Below are 20,461 nucleotides of genomic sequence, written 5' to 3'. Positions count from 1 at the left end.
AACGCGCTAATGCAAGTAGCCTGCCAATTTCGATTCGATGTTGCGCGGGTTCTCGCCCTGGGCGATCGCAATCAGCCCTTCGATCGCCATTTCGCGCTCGTTGGTGCTGCAATGGATCACGCTCTTGAGCTTGGCGGCGACCGGCAGGAACAGCAGGTTGGCCGAGGCGATGCCGTAGATGGTGGCGGTGAAGGCCGCCGCGATGCCGTGCCCGAGCATGGCCGGGTCGGCCAGGTTCTTCATCACCGCCATCAGGCCCAGCACCGCGCCGATGATGCCCAGCGTGGGGGCATAGATGCCCATGCCCTCGAACACCTTGGCCGCGGCAAGATCCTGACGCTCCTGGTTGTCCACCTCGATCTCGAGCATGTTGCGCATGGCTTCCGGCTCCACGCCATCGACCAGCATCTGCAGGCCCTTGCGCAGGAAGGCATCGTCCTGACGCGGCAATTGGTCTTCCAGGCCCAGCAGGCCCTGGCGACGGGCGATATTGCTCCACTCGACGATACGCGCCACCAGTTGCGGGCGGTCGCTGGCCGGCGGCTGGATCACCCAGCGCAGGATCTTGAACGCGCGCCGGAAAACCGCCGGCGAGGTGTGCAGCAGGATTGCGGCCACCGTGCCGACAATGACGATCACGAAGGCAGCCGGCGACCATAGCGACGAAATGCCGGCACCTTTCAACACGCTGCCGCCCACGATCGCCACGATCGCCAGCACCAGTCCGATTACGCTGAGTCTGTCCATGCATGCGGTATCGGCCCAGGCCCGGCGGACTTGATAGATGCGCCCGGTTGGCGCGCCAGAAAGTTGTCGTTCTGGAGGAGGGGTCTTCAATTGCCGGCTTGGGTGCGGGCGGTACGCGCGGCTGCGGATCGGTTCTGGGTCGGAAAAGTCTCGATTAACTCAGCGATACCTAGCGTTGGCCCTGCTTTTTAGGAGGGCAGAGCAAGCGCAAGGCCTGCGCGGTCTTGAGCCCCTCTGCTGCGGGAGAGGGGTTGGGGTGAGGTACGTCCAGGCGCAGGGTTCGGTCCCCGGCTTCGCTGACGAGCGCGAGCGCGGCCGGGAACCGTCTCTTCGACCCTGCAACATTCTTGATAACTCGCCATCACTGCACATCCCTGTAATGGCGCTCGCCATCACCGCACATCCCTGCATGGCGATAGCCGGCAAGCGACGTGCAGTGGCCATGTAGAAGAGGTGCCGACACGCAGGTCGACCCTGCTTCTCGCTGAGCTCGGTTGTGAATGGTGAAACGCGCGCAGGCGCCGCGATAAGCCGCTTGCGCCTGGTTGCGGGCGAGGGCGCAAGTGGGTCGCGATCAAGCTGCTGCCGCAGCAGCAGACAGGCTGTACCGTGCCGCGCGCAAACGTGGCGAGCCCGACCGCAATCGCGCGCTTGCAACGCCGCGGGCCTGCTGCGCGGCAGAATGCGTTGGCGCATGCGCTGTGCTACTTAGGGTCCCCCTGCATTAGAACGATCTAATTGCATTCGCGCGGACGGGGAGAGAAGACGAGGGAAACCGGGCGCCGCAACGGTGCCGGACATTTTTGCGTTACTTCGCGCGGCGTTCTTGTCCGATCGTTGGATCGATACAAAGCCGCCGAGGCCGATCACTATTGGGAGAGCACGATCGAAATGAACTGCACGCCATTCGCACGCAACCGCAGCACGCTGTCGGCCGGTATCGCCATCGCCTTGTTGGCGAGCGCCGCCTCCACCCACGTCTCCGCCCAGCAGGCCGACGGCACGCCGGCGCCTGCGGGCCAGGCCGCGTTGCAGGCCACGGACCTGGACGCGGTGACGGTGACCGGCTACCGCTACGCGATCGAGAAGAGCCTGGAGCAGAAGCGCAACGCCAACGCCGTGGTCGATGTGATCACCGCCGAGGACGTGGGCAAGTTCCCCGACAAGAACGTGGCCGATGCGCTGCAGCGCGTGCCCGGCGTGGTCATCAGCCGCGACGGCGGCGAAGGCAAGAACGTCAGTGTGCGCGGCCTGTCCTCGGAGCTGGTGCTGACCGAATTGAACGGCAACTACATCGCCACCGCCGAATCCAACGGCGACCCGACGCGCTCGTTCAACTACACGCTGCTGCCGTCGAACCTGTTGGGCAGCGCGGAGCTGTACAAGACCCCGGAAGCACGCATCGACGAAGGCGGCATCGGCGGCACGGTGATCCTGCAGACGCGGCGCCCGCTGGAACTGGAGCCACATTCCGGCTTCGTCTCGGCCGAGGGCACCTGGTCGGATACCAGCAAGAAGACCGACGGCCAGTTCTCCGGGTCGTACTCGTGGCACGACAAGGACAACCGCTTCGGTGTCTTCGTGGGCTACACGCAGCAGAAGCGCACCGCGCGCACGCTCAATGCCAGTACCGAGAGCTGGCAGTGGTACGGCCGCGACGAAGTCGGCCCGGCGGTCGACGTGAATGGAGATCCGTCGGACTTCAACGCCAACTGGTGGGGCGGTACCGGTTTCTGGGACCAGAACAGCAATTACTACACCGGTTTCATGATGCCGACGGCGGTCAGCCTGGACGCCAAACGCGAGGAGCGCGAGCGCAAGGGCGGGCAACTGACCTTGCAGTTCAAGCCCACCGACGACCTGACGCTGACCGCGAACTACTTCCGCTTCGACCTGTCGCAGAATTCGCAGACCAATACCATCAAGATTCCCGAGTGGAACATCGCGCGCTACTTCGGCGACGGCAACTGGCGCGGCGGGCGCCTGCTCGACCGGCTGCAGTTCGATCCCAGCGGCACGATCGTCACTGGCGCCGCCTACAGCCTGCGTCCGGGCAAGACCTACTATTGCAGCGAGGCGCAGGCCGCCGCGGCCGGCCTGCCGCCGGGTGGCTGGGGTTCGGATGACTGCACGGTACCGACGCCGCAGATCACCGGCAGCTACAACATCGAAAAATCGCAGTCGCAGACGGTGGACCTGGGCGGCGAATGGCGTGGCGAGCAGGTGGACGTGGCGTTCAAGGCCGGCCGCACCTGGGCCAAGGGCGGGCCGGAGCTGCAGTTTTCCCTGCCGATCAAGCCGCGCCTGCAGAACGCCGACGGCAGCTGGAGCAACGGCAACTTCGCCAGCGCCTGGGACCTGACCGGCACACCGAGCATGACATTCTCGCCGGAGCTGATGCAGAACCTGCGCGACGGCATCCTGCAGGTCGATCTGGGCTCCACCGGCTCGTCCTGGACCCGCAACACCAATCAGCAGCAGTACGCACAGATCGATACCACCTGGCATATGGATGGCAACTTCTTCGACTCGCTGCAGTTCGGCATCAAACGGCGCGACGGCGGTATCCACCGCAATACCGGCAACAACTACTGGGTGTGCCCAGGCACCGACCCGGGCGACTACGACAACCGCTACTGGAACGGGCGCTGCAATGCCATCGCCACGCAGTTCTCGCCGGGCCTGCTGTTCGCGCAGGACAACCTGGCCGGTGGATTCAACGCCAGCGCGTTTCCGTCGATCAACTTCCCGGGCTACATCGGCTACTTGAACCAAACCTACGGCGCGATGCAGACCCGCAGCGAAGACAACTTCGTCTACAACGTGGACGAGGAAATCTATTCCAGCTATCTGCAGCTCAACTTCCACACCGAGCGGCTGCGTGGCAACGTCGGCGTGCGGGTGGCGCGCACCGGGCAGCGTGCCGATTCCACCGACAAGGTGACCGCCTACAACGACTACTTCTTCGACGGCGCCGACGGCAATCCGCTGGCCTGCCAGCAGGGCGCCGCCGCCCCCGGCGGCGCACCGGCCGATACCTATTGCGGCACCGAAGGCTATTGGCGTTTGGCCGACAGCGTGCAACGCACCGAGTCGTTCGTGGTCAGCGGGCTGGACCGCAATTACACCGACGTGCTGCCGAGTTTCAACCTGGCTTGCGACCTGACCGAAAACCTGTTGCTGCGCGCGGCAGCGTCGAAAGTGATCGCACGCCCCAGCTACAACGACATCGCCGCGCCTGGCAGCCTGGAGTTTTACAGCGCCGAGTACGTGGCCGACCGGCGCCTGACCGGCGGTGCCAGCGAGCAGGGCTGGTACGGCTCGGGCAGCAACAAGAACCTGGAGCCGTACAAGGCCAACCAGTTCGACCTGGGGCTGGAATGGTATTTCCAGCCGGGCTCGGTGGCAGGTGTGGGACTGTTCCGCAAGAACGTGGAGAACTTCGCGGTCGACGTGATCAGCGACGTCAACATGATGGTCGACGGACAACTGGTCACCGTGCAGAACTACAGCACCCAGGCCGGCGGCCAGGACGCGGTCTCGCAGGGTGTGGAGCTGTACGCGCAGCACACGCTGCCGTCCGGCCTCGGTGTGCAGTTCAACTACACCTACAACGATGCCAGCAAGGCGGCGGTGCGGCTGGAGGACGGCACCCAGGCCGGCGAGACCGCCATGCCGGGCAGCGCCAGGAACCAGACCAACCTCACCGTGTTCTACGAGACCGACAGCCTGCTGCTGCGCGCCTCATACAACCGCCGCGGTGAGCTGGTGCAAGGCCTGGTCAACGGGCTGAACGTCTTCGAGGAGCCGTACTACCAGATCGATGTCAACGCGGCCTACAACATCACCCCGGCGCTCAGCCTCACCGCCTCGGTGCTGAATCTGACCAAGCAGGAGTCCCGCTCGCACCTGGGCGAGGACACCCGCGCCCGCTTCTATACTGGCGGCTACGCAGGCCGGCTGGCGTATCTGGGGCTGACCTATAAGTTCTAGGTCCCAGCGTGTCGCGCCCATGCCTGCCGCGTGGCGGTATGGGCGCGATGGTTTGGCGGCGGCCGGGCTGCGGTGGAAGTTATTATTTCGAAGCAGGGACCCCTTGAGATATCCTTTTGGCTTCCTACGGAAAGCGAAGCACATGAAGGGATTTGCAGGGGTTCTCTTGCTCCTGGCTGCATTTTCAGCACACGGCCAAGGCAAGATCGACTACGACGGTGTAGCCAAAAATATGGACGCCTACAAGCAGGCCGCTGAGCAGGCGTCAGACGCGCTCCAGAAGCGCATTGCAGGAGTTGTTGTTGCGCCCGGTGCATGGGAAAAGAAGAGCACAAAGATTTGCTCTGAGCTGGGCCATGCTTTGAGGCACGCAGTGGAGATGCGGATAAGTGACGGCGTACTAGTCATGGCCGCAATTTCGATGGATGGCGATAAGCCGGCTGATCAGACACGGCACTATCGCTATGCCGCGGCCCAGATTTTTCATGGTGCCATTCGTGACGCGAAAGACGCCACTGAGGCCCTAGATAAATGCTTGGCCGATTATAATTAAGGATCTTGCCGGGATATGTGTCTGTGGAACAAGTGCACCTGGAACCGTTCTTGCTTGGGCGACGATTGCGCGCGCTCGGCCAATAGCGAAGCAAAAGGCTCGTTGTCTGGCAGAATTCGATAAAAGAGCAGGATGACCATGGACCCTAAGCTATACCCCCAGGTACTAACCGGCACATTCGGCCTCATTGGCGTGATCATCGGAGGCCTGCTCCAAGCCGCCATAGCATGGCTGCGGGAACGGAAGCACAGAGATGAAGACCTGATCTACTTGGCGATCACAGTCGCTAGTGCACTGAACGCCTTCGCGAGCGGATGTGCCGACGTCGCAATCGATGTCGGTTTCCGTAACTTGGACGGAGAGCAGGACAGTTCCGTGAAGTCACCGATGCTCGATCTGAGTCCCCTTGCGGTTAATTGGAAATCGCTCCCCCTCGGCCTTCTTGACCGAGTCTTCGCGCTTCCGACTGCATACAGGCAAGCAGGGGAGTTGATCGCATTCGAGGGGGATCAAGACCCCGATGCTGGATTTCTCCAACGCCGACTTCAATACGGCCGGCTCGGCATAGAAGCGTATGAATTAGCTATAGCGCTTCGAAGCTATTCTGGTCTGCCGCCGCGCATACCTTCGGCGTACGACATGATGCCGCAACTTCGTAAACGGGTTGCTGAATTAGGGAAACTCTGAACAATCCGTCCTGATCTGCCACAATCGATCATCGACCCGAGTAGACGATTTCGATGCAGCTGACCTTCGGCGACGCGGAGTACGACGGCAAGCGCAAGCGGACGCGGCGTGAGGTGTTTTTGGCCGAGATGGAGCAGGTCGTGCCGTGGAAGGAGCTGCTGGGGCTGATCGAGCCGCACTATCCGAAGTCGGGGCAACCGGGACGACAGCCGTATCGGCTGGAGACGATGCTGCGCATCCACTTTTTGCAGCAGTGGTATGCATTGAGCGATCCATCGGCGGAAGAAGCCTTGTACGACACGGTGTCGATGCGCCGTTTCGCCAAGATCGGCGGGCTGGATGAGGTGCCGGACGAGACGACGATTCTCAACTTTCGCCATCTGCTGGAGCAGCACGATTTGGCGCGCAAGCTGTTCAATCGGGTGAACGCGCATCTGTCGCGCAAGGGTCAGAGCCTGCGCGGCGGGACGATTGTGGATGCCACGATTATCTCTGCGCCCAGTTCGACCAAGAACAAGGACGGTGAGCGCGATCCGGAGATGCGCCAGACCAAGAAGGGCAACCAATACTTCTTCGGGATGAAGGCGCACATTGGAGTGGATGATGAATCCGGCCTAGTGCACCACGTGGAATGCACGGCAGCCAACGTGGCGGACATCACGCAAGCGCACAAGCTGCTGCATGGCAAGGAAGACACGGTGTGTGGGGACAGCGGCTACACCGGGCTTGAGAAGCGCGATGAGATCAAGGGCAAGCGCAAGCTACGCTACCTGATCGCGGAGAAGCCCTCGAAGCTGAAGCAGATCAAGAACAAGCGCGAACTGAAGTTGGCCAAGCGCTGGGGTAATCCCCCCGCCCATTAGCAGACGCCAGAAGTGGAATTTTCTCGTATCCTTTCTCGAGGAGGTTCCATGAAGAAGTCCCGCTTTACCGACAGCCAGATCATCGCCGTGCTCAAGCAGGCCCAGGCCGGTGCGCCCGTGCCGGAGCTGTGCCGCGAGCACGGCATCAGCTCGGCCACGTTCTACAAGTGGCGCAGCAAGTTCGGCGGCATGGACGTGTCCATGGTCGCGCGCATGAAGGAGCTGGAGGAGGAGAACCGCCGGCTCAAGAAGATGTACGCCGAGGCGCAGCTCAGTACCGACCTGCTGAAGGAAGCGCTCGCAAAAAAATGGTGAGGCCATCTCAGCGACGCGAGATGGCCCAATCGGCAGTCACGAGCGGGCGTACGAACATCCGCCACGCCTGCCAGGCCTTCGCGGGAGCGTGTGCAGAATTTTGTGTAACCGTGGTTTGGGTTACCGCTGAGGAAGTCGCCCCTCGAACTGGATCGTAAAGCGGTTCAGCGCAGCCTTCCAGTCGCGGATCGGCAGCGTCCATTTCTTGGTGATGTTGCGCAGAGCCAGGTAGAACAGTTTCATCAAGGCTTCGTCGCTGGGGAACGCGCCGCGGTTCTTGGTCAGCTTGCGCAGGCTCATGTTGACCGACTCGATGGCGTTGGTCGTATAGATCACCTTGCGGATCTCCGGTGGGTAGTCGAAGAACGGGATCAGTCGTGACCAATTGCGCCGCCATGACTGGCTGATGGGCGGGTACTGGGCGTCCCACTTGGCCTCGAACTCGGTCAGTGCCTGCTCGGCCTCCTCGACGGTGGCGCAGGCGTAAATGCGCTTGAGATCGGCGGCAACCTCGGCGCGGCGTTTCCACGAGACGTAGTTCAGGCTGTGCCGCACCATGTGCACGATGCACAGCTGCACGGTGGTCTGCGGGAACACCGCCTCGATCGCCTCGGGAAACCCCTTCAGGCCATCGACGCAGGCAATGAAGATGTCCTGCACCCCGCGGTTGCGTAGCTCCGTCACGACTTGCAGCCAAAACTTGGCACCCTCGGCCTGCGCCAGCCATAGGCCCAGCACTTCCTTCTCGCCGCCCATGGTGATGCCGATGGCCAGGTACACCGCCTTGACCCGCACCGCGCCCTCGCGCACTTTGACGTGGATGCAGTCCAGATAGACGATCGGATAGACCGGATCCAGTGGCCGCGCCTGCCACGCCTTGACCTCCTCGACGACCGCATCGGTGACTGAGGAAATCAGACTCGGCGACACCTCGGTGCCGTACATCTCCTCCAGGTGCGACTGGATCTCGCGCACGGTCATGCCGCGCGCGTACAACGACAAGATCTTGTCATCGAAGCCGGCCCAGCGGGTCTGGTGCTTGGGGATCAGCTGTGGCGCGAAGCTGCCGTGGCGATCACGCGGAATCTCGATCGGCAGCTCGCCGAACTCGCCCTTGAGCGTCTTGCGGCTGCGTCCGTTGCGCGTGTTGCCGGCCGCGTTGGCGACCGGCTCATGCTTGTCATGACCGAGGTGTTCGGTCATCTCCGCGTCCAGCGCCCGCTCCACCAACCGCTTGGTCAGCTGCTTGAGCAGGCCGTTCTCGCCGATCAGATCCTCGGGTTTGGTGTAGTTGACCAACAGGCTGCTAAGCAGCTCGTCGGGTACCTCATGTGTGCGTGGGCTCATGGTGTCTCCGGGTTAGGTGGCAGTCTCCTGCCTGTGGCCCGGTTACACAAAATCTAGGACACGCCCCTTCGCGGTGAGCCAGACCTGCTTCCGCTACCAGGCCAAGGCCAGCGAGCAGAACGCCCGGATCGCCGACTGGCTGGTCCGCCTGACGACCGCCCATCGCGACTGGGGCTTTGGCCTGTGCTACCTGTACCTGCGCAACGTGAAGGGCTTTGGCTGGAATCACAAGCGGGTCTACCGGATCTACCGCGAGCTGGAGTTGAACCTGCGGATCAAGCCGAGGAAGCGGCTGGTGCGTGAGCGGCCCGAGCCTCTGGCGGTGCCGGAGGCTATCAACCAGGTCTGGTCGATGGACTTCATGCACGACCAGTTGGCCGACGGCCGCAGCTTCCGGCTGTTCAATGTGCTCGACGACTTCAATCGCGAGGGGCTGGGGATCGAGGTGGATCTGTCGCTGCCGTCAGCCCGTGTGATCCGATCGCTGGAGCAGATCATCGAGTGGCGCGGCAAGCCCGCCGTGATCCGCTGCGACAACGGCCCTGAATACATCAGTGGCGCGTTGCTGTCCTGGGCGCAGCGGCATGGTATCCGGGTCGAGCACATCCAGCCGGGCAAGCCACAGCAGAACGCCTACGTTGAACGCTACAACCGCACCATCCGCTACGCCTGGCTCGCCCAAACCCTGTTCGACACCATCGACCAGGTGCAGGACAAAGCCACCCGCTGGCTATGGACGTACAACCACGAGCGTCCGAATATGGCGCTCGGCGGCATCACGCCTGCCATGAAGTTGGCGATGGCCGCTTAGCTCCACTTCTGGCGACCGCTAGAAGTGGGGGGATTACCGAGGGATTGCGTGCCCAGGTGGGCTATGGTCGCAAACCGCGCTTCCATGGAGGGATGCAGTGCAAGGCGGCGGCCAACCTGCTTGACCGACAGTTCGACGTGACCGAGCCGGACACGGCCTGGGCGAGCGATTTCACCTTCATCCGCACGCACGAAGGCTGGATGTACCTGGCTGTGGTGATCGATCTGTTTTCCAGGCAGGTCGTCGGCTGGGCGATGCGCGATCGGGCCGACACCGAGTTGGTCGTGCAGGCCTTGTTGTCTGCGGTGTGGCGGCGCAAACCCAATGCTGGTTGCTTGGTTCACTCAGACCAAGGGTCGGTCTACACCAGCGATGACTGGCAGAGTTTCCTGGCGTCCCATGGCTTGGTGTGCAGCATGAGTCGGCGTGGCAACTGCCACGACAACGCACCCGTGGAGAGCTTCTTCGGCCTGCTCAAACGCGAGCGGATCAGGCGACGAATCTATCCCACCAAGGACGCCGCACGCGCCGAGGTATTCGACTACATCGAGATGTTCTACAACCCCAACCGCCGCCACGGTTCAACTGGTGACCTGTCCCCTGTAGAGTTTGAACGGCGCTACGCGCAACGAGGGTCTTGAGTGTCTACGGAACCCTGGGCGTATCAGTCGTTGGCGCCTGTCTCACGCGGCCATCTGAGGTTTTGTTGTAGCTGCCACGGCGCTTTCTTTTTCCGGATTCAAGGCAATCGCCTCGATGCGCCTCCAGTTTCGGGTTTGCAATAACGGTTCCAATACCGGTTCCAGCTTCAATTCCACGGCAGCCTAGCCGTCGCTAAACCATCGCGTCCATGCTTGCGCGCGTGGCGGCATCGATCGGCAGCGATGCTGGTAGTGAAACGACAACGGCCGCAGTACGCGACCGTTGTCGTTAGATCAGGCAACCAGGATCGTCTTCCCGATTCCCGATTCCCGATTCTCCCAATCCCGAATCCCGAATCCCGAATCCCGAATCCCGAATCCCCAACCTCAATGATCGCTGGAACGCAGCCCGTCCACATCCAGGATCAGCGCCATGCGGCCGTCACCGATCAGGGTGGCGCCGGCGTAGCCGGGCAGGCCGCGCAGGGCACGGGGCAGGGGCTTGATCACCACTTCCTCGCGGCCGCGGACCTGGTCCACCACCAGGCCGAAGCGGGTTTCGCCAGCTTGCAGCAGCACCACGGTCAGTAGCGGCGGTTGTTCGGCAGGCACGCCCAGCCAGCGGCGCAGGTCGATCAGGGGCAGGGTGTGCGAGCGGCGGTCGAGCACGGCGCGGCCGTCGAACCAGCCCAGCGAGGTCTGCGGTGCGTGCAGCACTTCGACCACGCGTGCCAGCGGCAACGCATAGACCGCTTCGCCGGCTTGCACCAGCAGGGTCGGCAAAATCGCCAGGGTCAGCGGAACGCGGATCATGAAGCGGCTGCCGCGGCCCAGTTCGGACTGGATCTGGATCTGCCCGCTGAGTTCGCGGATGCGCGACTGCACCACGTCCATGCCCACGCCACGGCCGGAGATGTCGGTGACTTCCACCTTGGTCGAGAAGCCCGGCATGAAGATCAGGTGCAAGCACTCGTCGGTGCTCAGGCGTGCGGCAGCTTCGGCGTCGATCAGGCCCTTGTTGCGGGCGATCTCGCGCAGGCGCTCCGGGTCGATGCCGGCGCCGTCGTCCTGGATTTCGATACTGACGTAGTCGCCTTCCTGCTGCGCCGACAGGCGCACATGGCCGCTACGCGGTTTGCCGGTGGCTTCGCGCAGGGCCGGCGATTCGATGCCGTGGTCGATGGCGTTGCGCACCAGGTGCACCAAGGGGTCGGCCAGGGCTTCGACCAGATTGCGGTCCAGCTCCGTTTCGGCGCCGATCAGTTCCAGTTCCACTTCCTTGGACAAGGTGCGCGCAACGTCGCGGGCCACCTTGGGGAAGCGGGCGAACACCTTGCTGACCGGTTGCATGCGGGTGCGCATGACCGCGGTCTGCAAGCGTGCGGTAGCGATGTCCAGCGTGCTGACCGCGCGGTCGAGTTCTTCGTCGCGCAGGCGGGTGCGCAAGGTCTTCAAGCGGTTGCGCGAGAGCACCAGTTCGCCGATCAGGTTGACGATGGCGTCCAGGCGCTTGGTGTCCACGCGCACGGTCTGTTCGGCTTCGGCGCCAGTCTTGGCCGCGGCCTTGCCGGCCGCCTTGGGGGCGGGCGCATGCGCATCGTCGCCATGTGCGGCAGCAGCCGGCTTGGCAGCGGCCGCCTGCGGTGCGGCCTTGATCGCCGGCGGGGCGCTCTTGGCGTCGAACTGCGCGATCAACGTGGCCGGCGCATGCGGCACGGCTTCGCCCGAGCCCATGGCATCCAGCATGGCCTGCAGATAATCCAGCGATTGTTGTGCGGCATCGAAGTGATGCGCCTGCAGCACCGCCTGGCCCGAGCGCGCCATGCCCAGGGTTTCTTCCGCGGCGTGGCACAGCTCCACCATGGGCTTGATCGCCAGGAAGCCGGCGCCGCCCTTGAGCGTGTGGAAGCCGCGGAACACCGCGTTGAGCTGGTCGGCTTCTTCTGGCGCCTGTTCCAGCGAGACCAGCTGTTCGCCGAGGCGATCCAGGATTTCCTGGGCCTCGACGATGAAATCGGCAGCAATATCGTCTGGAACAGCACTCATGGTTACAGCCCCAATCCGGACAGCAGGTCGTCGGCGTCGTCTTGCGACACCGCATGACGGTCCAGGCCCTTGATTGCAGGACCGGCAAGACCGCCGTCGTCTTTCTTCGGCTCGGGATTCTTCGGCGGCAAGCCGAGCGCGCCGAAGCCTTCATGCACACGCCGCACGATGCCGGCCACGCGCCGGATGATCTGGCCGCTCAAATCCTGATAGCTCTGCGCCAGCGACAGTTCGGTCAGGTTATGGCGCATCTTTTCCAGCAGCGCGCCCTGGTCCTGATTGAGCCCGCCGCTGCGCAGCTGGTTGGCCAGCTCGCGGCATTCTTCGACCAGATCCAATGTGCGGTGGCTGGCCTTTTCGGTCATCTCCACCACATGGTCCAGGCGCGAGCAGGCATCGTCCAGCTCGCCGGCTTCTTCGGGCACGGTGGGCAGTTCGCCCAGGGCCTGGCCGAGTTCGCGGGCGAGCCGGCTCAGGCTCTGCATCATCGGGCGCGTGCGCAGGGCGGCGAGGTGATCCACCTCGCGACGCCAGGCGACCTGGTCACCGCTTTCCAGTGCATCGAGTGCGTTCTGCAGGCGCTCGATCAAGGCGGCACGTTCGGCATCGGTTTCCACGGTCGCGTTCATCAGGCGGTCGCCGCCAGACGTTCGAACACCTTGCCCAGCTTTTCTTCCAGCGTCTGGGCGGTGAACGGCTTGATGATGTAGCCGTTCACGCCGCACTGGGCTGCTTCGATGATCTGCTCGCGCTTGGCTTCGGCGGTCACCATCATCACCGGCAGGTGCTTGAGCTTGGCGTCGGCGCGGATGTTGCGCAGCAGGTCGATGCCGGTCATGCCGGGCATGTTCCAGTCGGTGACCACGAAATCGAACGGGCCGGCACGCAACGCGGCCAGGGCGCTGTTGCCGTCTTCGGCCTCTGCGGTATTGGTGAAGCCGAGATCGCCCAACAGGTTCTTGACGATACGTCGCATCGTCGAGAAGTCGTCCACGATCAGGATCCGCATGTTCTTGTTCACATCAAGCTCCTAACACGAAAAATTACGCGAAAAATTCAGTCGTCGACTTCGACGCCGGCATCGGCCAGTTCGAAGACTTTGAGGCGGCCACGCAAACGCACCACCGCCTGGCCGTGGATCTGGCACACGCGCGATTCGCTGACGCCGAGCACGGCGCCGATTTCCTTCAGGTTCAATTCCTGCTCGTAATACAACGACAGCACCAGCTGCTCGCGCTCGGGCAACTGGCCGATGGCCTTGCCCAGCTCGCGGCCGAATTCGCCACGCTCCATCATCTGCTGCGGATTGGGGCCACCCTTGGCGGTGGTGTCCAGCTCGCCGTGATCTTCGATGCGCGATTCCAGGCTCAGCACCTGGCCACGTGCGGCATCTTCCATCAGGCGCAGGTAATCGGGCAGCGGCATTTCCATGGCGGCGGCCACTTCGGTGGCAGCGGCGGCGCGGCCAGTGTTCTGTTCGATCTTGCGCACGGCGGCGGCGGCATCGCGGGCGCGGCGGTGCACCGAACGCGGCACCCAGTCGCCCCTGCGAATCTCGTCGATCATCGAGCCGCGGATACGGATCGAGGCATAGGTTTCGAACGATGCGCCCTGTTCGGAGTCGTAGCTGCGCGAGGCTTCGATCAGGCCGATCATGCCGGCCTGGATCAGGTCGTCCACTTCCACGCTGGCTGGCAGGCGCGCCGCCAGATGGTGGGCGATGCGGCGGACCAGGTCGGCGTGCTGGGTCACCACGTCGTTGGCGTTGTTGCGCTGCACGGCGCGGTACTGCGCGCTGGCCGTGGTTGCGGTAGCGGTGCTCATGCGGCCACTCCCCGTTGGATGATGCGTTCGACAAAGAACTCGACGTTGCCGCGCGGCACGGTCGGGGCCTGCCAGCGCGAGGTACGGCGTGCGATTTCTGCGATGGCCTGCGCCGACGGACTGGCGGGGTAGGCCTTGATGACCGGTTGCTGGCGCTGCACCGACAGGCGCAGCCAGTCGTCCTGCGGCACATGGCCGAGATAGTTCAGCGAGACATCGCCGAGGAACTTCTCGCAGACGCGGGAGAGCTTGTCGTACAGCAGGCGGCCTTCGTTGGGGTCGCGCACCATATTGGCGATGATCTGCAGGCGGTCCACGCCGCGTTCGCGCGAGAGCACCTTGATCAGCGCGTAGGCGTCGGTGATCGAGGCCGGCTCGTCGCAGACCACCACTACGGTGTCCTGGGCGGCCTGGCAGAAGGTCAGCACGCTGTCGGTGATGCCGGCGGCGGTGTCGATGACCATCACGTCCAGGTCGCGTTCCAGTTCGGAGAACACGTTGACCAGGCCGATGTGCTGGGCCGGGGCCAGTTCGGCCATGTGGCGGCGACCGGAGGCGGCCGGCACCACCAGCACGCCGCCGGGGCCTTCGATGATGACTTCATCGAGCGTGCAACGGCCGGCGATCAGGTCGGCCAGGGTGTACTTGGGCGCCAGGCCCAAGACCACGTCCAGGTTGGCCAGGCCGAGGTCGGCGTCCAGCAGCAGGGTGCGTTTGCCCATGTCGGCGAGCGCCACGGCCAGGTTGGCGGAGATGTTGGTCTTGCCCACGCCACCCTTGCCGCCGGTCACGGCAATGGTGCGCACCGGGCCCAAGGGCTCGGGACGGGTCGCCGACAGGGGGAAGGCGTTGGTCAGCTTGGCGTATTCACGCGACTGCATGGTTGTGCTCCGGAGTACAGGGCTTATCGGCAGCGCGCCGCAAATCTTCAAGGCGAAGAACGAGACTGGCGGCATTGGCGCGGTGCAGGTCGTCGGGGACCCGCTGTCCGTCAGTCACCCAGGTGATGGGCATTTGGTGGTCGACCACCACCGACAAGGCGCTGCCGAAGCGGCCGGTCTCGTCGAGTTTGGTCAGCACCACGCCTTGGGGCTTGGCGTGGGCGAAGCGGCGTACGACCTCGTCGAGGTCGGAAAAATGGGCGTTGGCGGGCAGTACCAGCAGCGAGGTGACCTGCTGGGCGGCGCGCAGCCATTTCAGCTGGGCGGCCAGGGCGCGGTCGCGCTGGCCCATGCCGGCGGTGTCGATCAGCACCAGCTTGTAGTCGCGCAGGCGCTCGAGCAGCTCGAGCAGGCTTTCGGCGCTGTCGGCCTCGTGCACCGCGATGCCGAGCTGGCGGCCGTAGCTGTGCAGCTGTTCGCGGCCGCCGACGCGCTGGGTGTCGGTGGTGACCAGGGCCACGTCGCGCGGGGCGTGCTGGGCGGCAAAGCGCTGGGCGAGCTTGGCGATGGTGGTGGTCTTGCCGGCGCCGGTCGGGCCGACCAGGGCGATCACGCCACCGCGTTCCAGCGGATCCACCGGGGCCACCGGCAGGCGCTTGGACAGCAAGCCCAGCATCAGGCCGCGGCCACGGTGCAATTCGGTATCGGCGGGGATCTGCAGGGCGATATCGCGGGTCAGGCCGGCGTCGAAACCGTAGTCGTCCATCAGTTCCAGCGCCTGGGCGCGCACCGGCGAGCCACGCAGGCGCTCGTCGGTGAGGCGGTTCATCTCGCGCTCGATCATCTGCCGCATCAGCGCCAGTTCGCCGCGCAGCTGCTTGAGTTCTTCGTCGTTCTGCGGCGCCGGCGTGGCGGCAACCGGCACGGCGGCCAGGGCCGGCGGGGCGACCACGATCGGCGGCAGCGCGGCCGGCGGCAGGATCTGCGGCAGGGCGTCGTCCAGATCGAAGTCGGCCTCGTCGGCGAAGGCGTCGTCGTCCTGGTCCTGGGCGGCGTAGGCGGGGGCGGCAACCGTGGCCGCCACGACCGGAGCCGGCGCCTGGACCGGGGCGGCCTGCATGGCCGGGCGCTGCACCGGGGCAGTGGTCAAAAAGTCGGCGAACAGCTGTTCCGGCACGGCCGACAGCGCGTGTTCCTGGCGCGGCGCGGCGGTGACGGCAACCGCGTGGGCGAGTGCCTGGGCAGCGGGCGAAGGAATGCTGGCGGTACGCACCGGGGCGGCGACCGGCGCCTGGCGCGGCACGCTGACCGGCTGGCGCAGCGCCATGGCGGCAATCATGTCGTCGGCGGCGCTGGCGACGCGCTGGCGCTGGCTTGCCTCGGCGTCGGCAGACGGCTTGAGCAACGCGTGCACCGGAGCAGCGGGCTTGGCCGGGGCTTGCGGGGCGGCTGCCGGCTGGGCGGGAGCCTGCTGGTGCTGGGTGGAGGCCGGAGTGTCGGAGCGCGCGGTTTCCAGGGCGCGCTGCACGAGCTCTTCGTCGTAGTTGCTGGCAGCGACGATCTCGATGCCTTCGGCGGTGCGACGGTTGGACAGGATCACCGCGTCCGGGCCGTGTTCCTCACGCACCATGCGGAATGCGGTGCGCATGTCCGGGGCGACAAAGCGTTTGATTTTCATGCGAAGTGCCTCCAGGAACGGGACCCGCCGGACGCCGGACGGGTGTGCGATGAATGTGGGTGTGTTGCCAGCGTCATGAGTTGCCTGTCCCGTTTGTGTTCCAAGTCCTGCCATCCGCCCCGCAGCGGTGGAGCTGTCTGCGGTCTCGCCAGAGCTAATGCATGCGGTGTGCCAAAACCGCAGTGCTGGATTTCTGGCGCTCGATCAGGAGGGTTGCGCGTGCGGCGGCTGCCCCTGTTGCCCCCATCCGCCCTTCGGGCACCTTCCCCCGCAGGCGGGGGAAGGGAGGCGTTGGTGCAACGCCGCTGCAGCGCTGGCAACCCGTTGCCTTCTCGCGCGGGCGGGAGAAGGTGGCGCGTAGCGCCGGATGAGGGCGGTTGGTGCCGTGAGAGTCACACCTGCGGGAACATCGCGAGACGGCAGCCCCCATCCGCCCTTCGGGTACCTTCCCCCGCAGGCGGGGGAAGGGAGGCGTTGGTGCAACGCCGCTGCAGCGCTGGCAACCCGTTGCCTTCTCGCGCGGGCGGGAGAAGGTAGCGCGTAGCGCCGGATGAGGGCGGTTGGTGCCGTGAGAGTCACACCTGCGGGAACATCGCGAGACGGCAGCCCCCCATCCGCCCTTCGGGCACCTTCCCCCGCAGGTGGTGGAAGGGAGGGGTTGGTGCAACGCCGCTGCAGCGCTGGCAACCCGTTGCCTTCTCCCGCAGGCGGGAGAAGGTGGCGCGCAGCGCCGGATGAGGGGCGCTAGTCTTTAGCTGATCGTGCCGACCAGCTTCAGGCGCTTGTCTTCCGGCACTTCGCTATAGGCCAGCACCGACAGGCTCGGCACGCTGTGGCGCACCAGACGGGCCAGCGCGGCGCGCACCTGGCCAGGCACCAGCACCACCGCCGGTTCGTTGCGGGCTTCCTGCTTGCCCACGCAATCGGCCAGGCTCTGGTGCAGGCGTTCGGCCAGCCCGGGTTCCAGCGCCACGCCGTTGCCGTGGGTGGATTCCTGCAGCACGCGCTCCAGCTGCGGGGCCAGGGTGAACACCGGCAGCTCGGCCGACATGCCGGCGATTTCCTGCACGATGAAGCGGCCCAGCGAGGTACGCACGGCGGCGGTGAGGGTAGCCGGGTCCTGGCTATGCGGGGCGTGTTCGACCAGCGCCTCGACGATCTTGCGCAGCTGCCGCACCGGGATCTTCTCGATCAGCAGGTTCTGCAGCACGCGCACCACCACCGACAGCGGCAGCGCCTTCGGAGTGAGGTCTTCCACCATCTTCGGCGCGGTCTTGGCCAGGGTCGCCAGCAACTGCTGGACCTCCTCGTGACCGAGCAGTTCGGGGGCATGTTCGCGGATCAGGTGCGACAGGTGGGTGGCGACCACGGTCGCCGGGTCGACCACGGTGTAGCCCATCGATTCGGCATAGGCGCGCTGGTGCGGCTGGATCCAGGTGGCATCCAGGCCGAATGCCGGGTCCTTGCCGGGAATGCCATCGAGCTGGCCGAGCGCACCGCCCGGGTCCAGCGCCAGTTCGCGGTCGGAATAGATTTCTGCGGTGGCCACCGGCACGCCATGCACCAGCAGCCGGTAGGCATTGGCCGATAGCTCCAGGTTGTCGCGGATATGCACCGGCGGCACCAGGAACCCGATGTCCTGGGTGAGCTTGCGGCGTACGCCCTTGATGCGCGCCATCAGTTCGCCGCCCTGGTTTTTGTCCACCAGCGGGATCAGCCGGTAGCCCACTTCCAGGCCCAGCGGGTCGATCGGGCGCAGCTCGTCCCAGCTCAGTTCGGCGCTGGCCTGGGCGGCGGTCGCAGCGGCCGCCGCCTGCGGATCGGCCGCCGGATCGCCGGAGGCCGGTTTTGCCAGGCTGCGCTTGTACAACTTCCAGGCGATCACGCCCAGGATCAGGCCCAGCGTCAAAAACGCGACGTTCGGCATGCCCGGCACCAGGCCGACCAGGCCGAGGATGGCCGCAGCCACCGCCAACGCGCGGTGCTGGCCGAACACCTGGCTGACCATGGCCCCGCGCATGTCCTGCGCACGCGAGGCGCGGGTCACCAGCAAGGCGACCGAAGAGGAGACCAGCAAGGCCGGCAGCTGCGCCACCAGGCCGTCGCCGATGGACAGCAGGGTGTAGGTGGAGGCGGCATCCATGAAGCTCATGCCGTGCTGGAGCATGCCCACCGCCATGCCGCCGATGAGGTTGATGAACAGGATCAGGATGGCGGCGATGGCGTCGCCGCGGATGAACTTGTTGGCACCGTCCATTGCGCCGTAGAAGTCGGCTTCCTCGCGGACTTCCTCGCGGCGGGCCTTGGCCTCCTCGCGCGTCAGCAAACCGGCGTTGAGGTCGGCGTCGATGGCCATCTGCTTGCCGGGCATGGCGTCCAGGATGAAGCGCGCGGTCACTTCCGACACGCGCCCGGCACCCTTGGTGATGACCACGAAGTTGATGATGGTCAGGATCGCGAACACCACGATACCCACGGCGTAGTTGCCGCCGATCACGAACTGGCCGAAGGCCTCGATGACCTTGCCGGCCGCGGCATGGCCGTCCTGGCCGTTGATCAGGATCACGCGGCTGGAGGCGACGTTCAGCGCCAGCCGCAGCATCGTGGTCATCAACAGCACGATCGGGAAAATGGTGAATTCCAGCGGGCGCTGCACGTACACCACCGCCAGCAGCACCATCAGCGAGATGGCGATGTTGAAGGTGAACAGCGCATCCAGCACCGGCGCGGCCAGCGGTACCATCAGCATGGCCAGCATGGCCATCAGCGCCAGCGGGGCGCCCAGGCCGTTGCGCAGCAACTCCATGACGCGGCGGGCGTTCATCGGGGCGGGGCGGGCGCTCATGCGCTGGCTCCCTTGCCGAACTCATCCACCTCGAGCGACGGCAGTTCCGGCATCGGGCCGCCGTTCCAGCCTCGCAGCTGGTAGACGTAGGAAAGCACCTGGGCCACGACCGAATAGAGTCTCACGGGAATTTCCTTGCCGATTTGGGCTTCCCTATACAAGGCGCGTGCCAAAGGCGGCGCAGTGACGATCGCCACCCGGTGCTGCTCGCCGGCTTCGCGGATGCGGAAGGCCATTTCGTCCACCCCCTTGGCCACCACGATCGGGGCGCGCATCTTGCCGCCTTCGTACTTGAGCGCCACCGCGTAGTGGGTCGGATTCATCAGCACCACGTCGGCCTTGGGCACCGCTTCCATCATCTGGCGCTGCGACATCTGCATCTGCATCTGGCGGATGCGGCCCTTCACTTCCGGGCTGCCCTCGCTTTCCTTCATCTCGCGCTTGATCTCTTCGCGCGTCATCTTCAGCTTCCGCAGCCAGTTCCACTTCTGGTACGGCGCGTCGATGGCGGCCAGCAGCACCAGGGCGCCGGCGGTGTAGAACAGCAGGCTCTTGGTGAAATCCAGCCCGTTGCCGATGGCCTGTTCCAGCGGCTGGTTCACCAGCGAGCGCAGGCCGTGCAGGCCCTTGGAGATGCAGAAGCTGGCGGCCAGCCCGACAAACAGCAGGCGCAGCACCGACTTGATCAGCTCGGTCAGGCTGTTGCTGCCCCACATGCGCTTGATCCCGTTGGCCGGGTTGAGCTTGCTGAGGTCGGGCATGATCGCTTTGCCGGAAAAGCGCAGGCCGCTCATCATCAGCGGGCCAGCCAGCCCGGCAGCCAGGCAGATGCCGATCAGCGGCAGCATCACCCACAGCAACTGCAGCAGCAGATCGCCGAAATGGCCGAACAACGCCATCGGGTTCTCGCGCATCTTCGGGTCCGGGCTGAGCGCGGTCTTCATCCACACCGCAGCGCCATCGCCGATGCCGCGGGCCAGCACCATCAGCGCAAACACGCCGGCACCGAACACCGCCGCGGTCGACAACTCGCGCGACTGCGGGATGTTGCCCTGCTCACGGGCCTCGCGCAGGCGTTTTTCGGTGGGAAGCTCTGTACGCTCGCCGCCGTCTTCGGACTCGGACATGGACGTGCCGGTGGGGGATTAGCCTGGCTTTTGCAAGCGGCGTGCCAGGTTGGGGATTCGGGATTCGGGATTCGGGATTCGGGATTCGGGATTCGGGATTAGG

Annotated in this window: 14 protein-coding genes and 4 pseudogenes; 7 read left to right on the top strand and 11 right to left on the bottom strand. The window is 64.9% G+C overall.

The window, feature by feature from the left end:
- Window positions 1-6: 6 nt before the first annotated feature.
- Window positions 7-747 (bottom strand): flagellar motor protein, encoded by a 741-nt coding sequence (locus ACCQ00_RS11175; RefSeq protein WP_005914940.1) that lies wholly within the window; start codon window positions 745-747, stop codon window positions 7-9.
- Window positions 748-1,584: 837 nt separating this feature from the next.
- Between ACCQ00_RS11175 and ACCQ00_RS11170 the strand changes: the two genes are divergently transcribed.
- From ACCQ00_RS11170 to ACCQ00_RS11150, 5 genes and pseudogenes are all read left to right on the top strand, one after another.
- Window positions 1,585-4,740 carry a TonB-dependent receptor gene (locus ACCQ00_RS11170; protein ID WP_372353925.1) on the top strand — a complete coding sequence of 1,052 codons (3,156 nt, stop codon included), beginning with the start codon at window positions 1,585-1,587 and terminating at the stop codon, window positions 4,738-4,740.
- 142 nt (window positions 4,741-4,882) lie between these two features.
- Window positions 4,883-5,293 (top strand): hypothetical protein, encoded by a 411-nt coding sequence (locus ACCQ00_RS11165; RefSeq protein ID WP_039574994.1) that lies wholly within the window; start codon window positions 4,883-4,885, stop codon window positions 5,291-5,293.
- Between the two features lie 138 nt (window positions 5,294-5,431).
- The gene (locus tag ACCQ00_RS11160) at window positions 5,432-5,980 is read left to right on the top strand and encodes a hypothetical protein (RefSeq protein ID WP_127446478.1); all 549 of its coding nucleotides are present in this window, start codon (window positions 5,432-5,434) and stop codon (window positions 5,978-5,980) included.
- A gap of 53 nt (window positions 5,981-6,033) precedes the next feature.
- Window positions 6,034-6,837 (top strand): annotated as a pseudogene (locus ACCQ00_RS11155) (IS5-like element ISXfu1 family transposase); the annotation flags it as partial.
- Between the two features lie 54 nt (window positions 6,838-6,891).
- A pseudogene (locus ACCQ00_RS11150) lies at window positions 6,892-7,241 on the top strand (transposase); the annotation flags it as partial.
- Between the two features lie 37 nt (window positions 7,242-7,278).
- On the opposite strand, the gene ACCQ00_RS11145 reads toward ACCQ00_RS11150, so the two are convergent.
- A complete protein-coding gene (locus ACCQ00_RS11145) occupies window positions 7,279-8,505 on the bottom strand; it encodes an IS256-like element ISXax1 family transposase (RefSeq protein ID WP_011345585.1) in 1,227 nt (408 codons plus the stop codon).
- A 64-nt stretch (window positions 8,506-8,569) separates the two neighbouring features.
- Between ACCQ00_RS11145 and ACCQ00_RS11140 the strand changes: the two are divergent.
- Together ACCQ00_RS11140 and ACCQ00_RS11135 are read left to right on the top strand one after the other, a co-directional pair.
- Window positions 8,570-9,316: pseudogene (locus ACCQ00_RS11140) on the top strand (IS3-like element ISXac2 family transposase); the annotation flags it as partial.
- 35 nt (window positions 9,317-9,351) lie between these two features.
- Window positions 9,352-9,957 (top strand): annotated as a pseudogene (locus ACCQ00_RS11135) (IS3 family transposase); the annotation flags it as partial.
- Between the two features lie 42 nt (window positions 9,958-9,999).
- On the opposite strand, the gene ACCQ00_RS11130 reads toward ACCQ00_RS11135, so the two are convergent.
- The 9 genes from ACCQ00_RS11130 to flhB all read right to left on the bottom strand — a co-directional run bounded on the left by ACCQ00_RS11130 (window position 10,000) and on the right by flhB (window position 20,358).
- Complete coding sequence (locus ACCQ00_RS11130) at window positions 10,000-10,134, bottom strand: hypothetical protein (RefSeq protein ID WP_256359346.1); 135 nt, start codon at window positions 10,132-10,134, stop codon at window positions 10,000-10,002.
- A gap of 210 nt (window positions 10,135-10,344) precedes the next feature.
- Window positions 10,345-12,003 (bottom strand): chemotaxis protein CheA, encoded by a 1,659-nt coding sequence (locus ACCQ00_RS11125; protein WP_039573489.1) that lies wholly within the window; start codon window positions 12,001-12,003, stop codon window positions 10,345-10,347.
- A gap of 2 nt (window positions 12,004-12,005) precedes the next feature.
- Window positions 12,006-12,632: a protein phosphatase CheZ gene (locus ACCQ00_RS11120; RefSeq protein ID WP_017154802.1), complete on the bottom strand. Its 627-nt coding sequence runs from the start codon at window positions 12,630-12,632 to the stop codon at window positions 12,006-12,008.
- Window positions 12,632-13,024, bottom strand: a complete 393-nt coding sequence (cheY, locus tag ACCQ00_RS11115; protein WP_002813536.1) for a chemotaxis response regulator CheY — start codon at window positions 13,022-13,024, stop codon at window positions 12,632-12,634. The genes ACCQ00_RS11120 and cheY overlap by 1 nt, the downstream gene beginning before the upstream one ends.
- Window positions 13,025-13,059: 35 nt before the next feature.
- Entirely contained in the window at window positions 13,060-13,827 is a 768-nt protein-coding gene (locus tag ACCQ00_RS11110; protein ID WP_008576048.1) for an RNA polymerase sigma factor FliA, read from the bottom strand.
- Entirely contained in the window at window positions 13,824-14,708 is an 885-nt protein-coding gene (locus ACCQ00_RS11105) for a MinD/ParA family protein (RefSeq protein ID WP_005918202.1), read from the bottom strand. The genes ACCQ00_RS11110 and ACCQ00_RS11105 overlap by 4 nt, the downstream gene beginning before the upstream one ends.
- Window positions 14,695-16,386, bottom strand: a complete 1,692-nt coding sequence (flhF, locus tag ACCQ00_RS11100) for a flagellar biosynthesis GTPase FlhF (protein ID WP_039573484.1) — start codon at window positions 16,384-16,386, stop codon at window positions 14,695-14,697. Before flhF ends, ACCQ00_RS11105 begins: the two co-directional genes overlap by 14 nt.
- A 751-nt stretch (window positions 16,387-17,137) precedes the next feature.
- Entirely contained in the window at window positions 17,138-19,210 is a 2,073-nt protein-coding gene (gene flhA, locus ACCQ00_RS11095) for a flagellar biosynthesis protein FlhA (protein WP_017154938.1), read from the bottom strand.
- A gap of 17 nt (window positions 19,211-19,227) precedes the next feature.
- Entirely contained in the window at window positions 19,228-20,358 is a 1,131-nt protein-coding gene (gene flhB, locus ACCQ00_RS11090; RefSeq protein ID WP_039573479.1) for a flagellar biosynthesis protein FlhB, read from the bottom strand.
- Between the last annotated feature and the right edge of the window lie 103 nt (window positions 20,359-20,461).

Origin of the sequence: Xanthomonas sp. NCPPB 3761, from assembly GCF_041475705.2 — a bacterium.
GTDB classification, from domain to species: domain Bacteria; phylum Pseudomonadota; class Gammaproteobacteria; order Xanthomonadales; family Xanthomonadaceae; genus Xanthomonas; species Xanthomonas phaseoli.
Note: the sequence above shows the minus strand (reverse complement) of the source record. Positions and strands in the feature narration are given on the sequence as shown.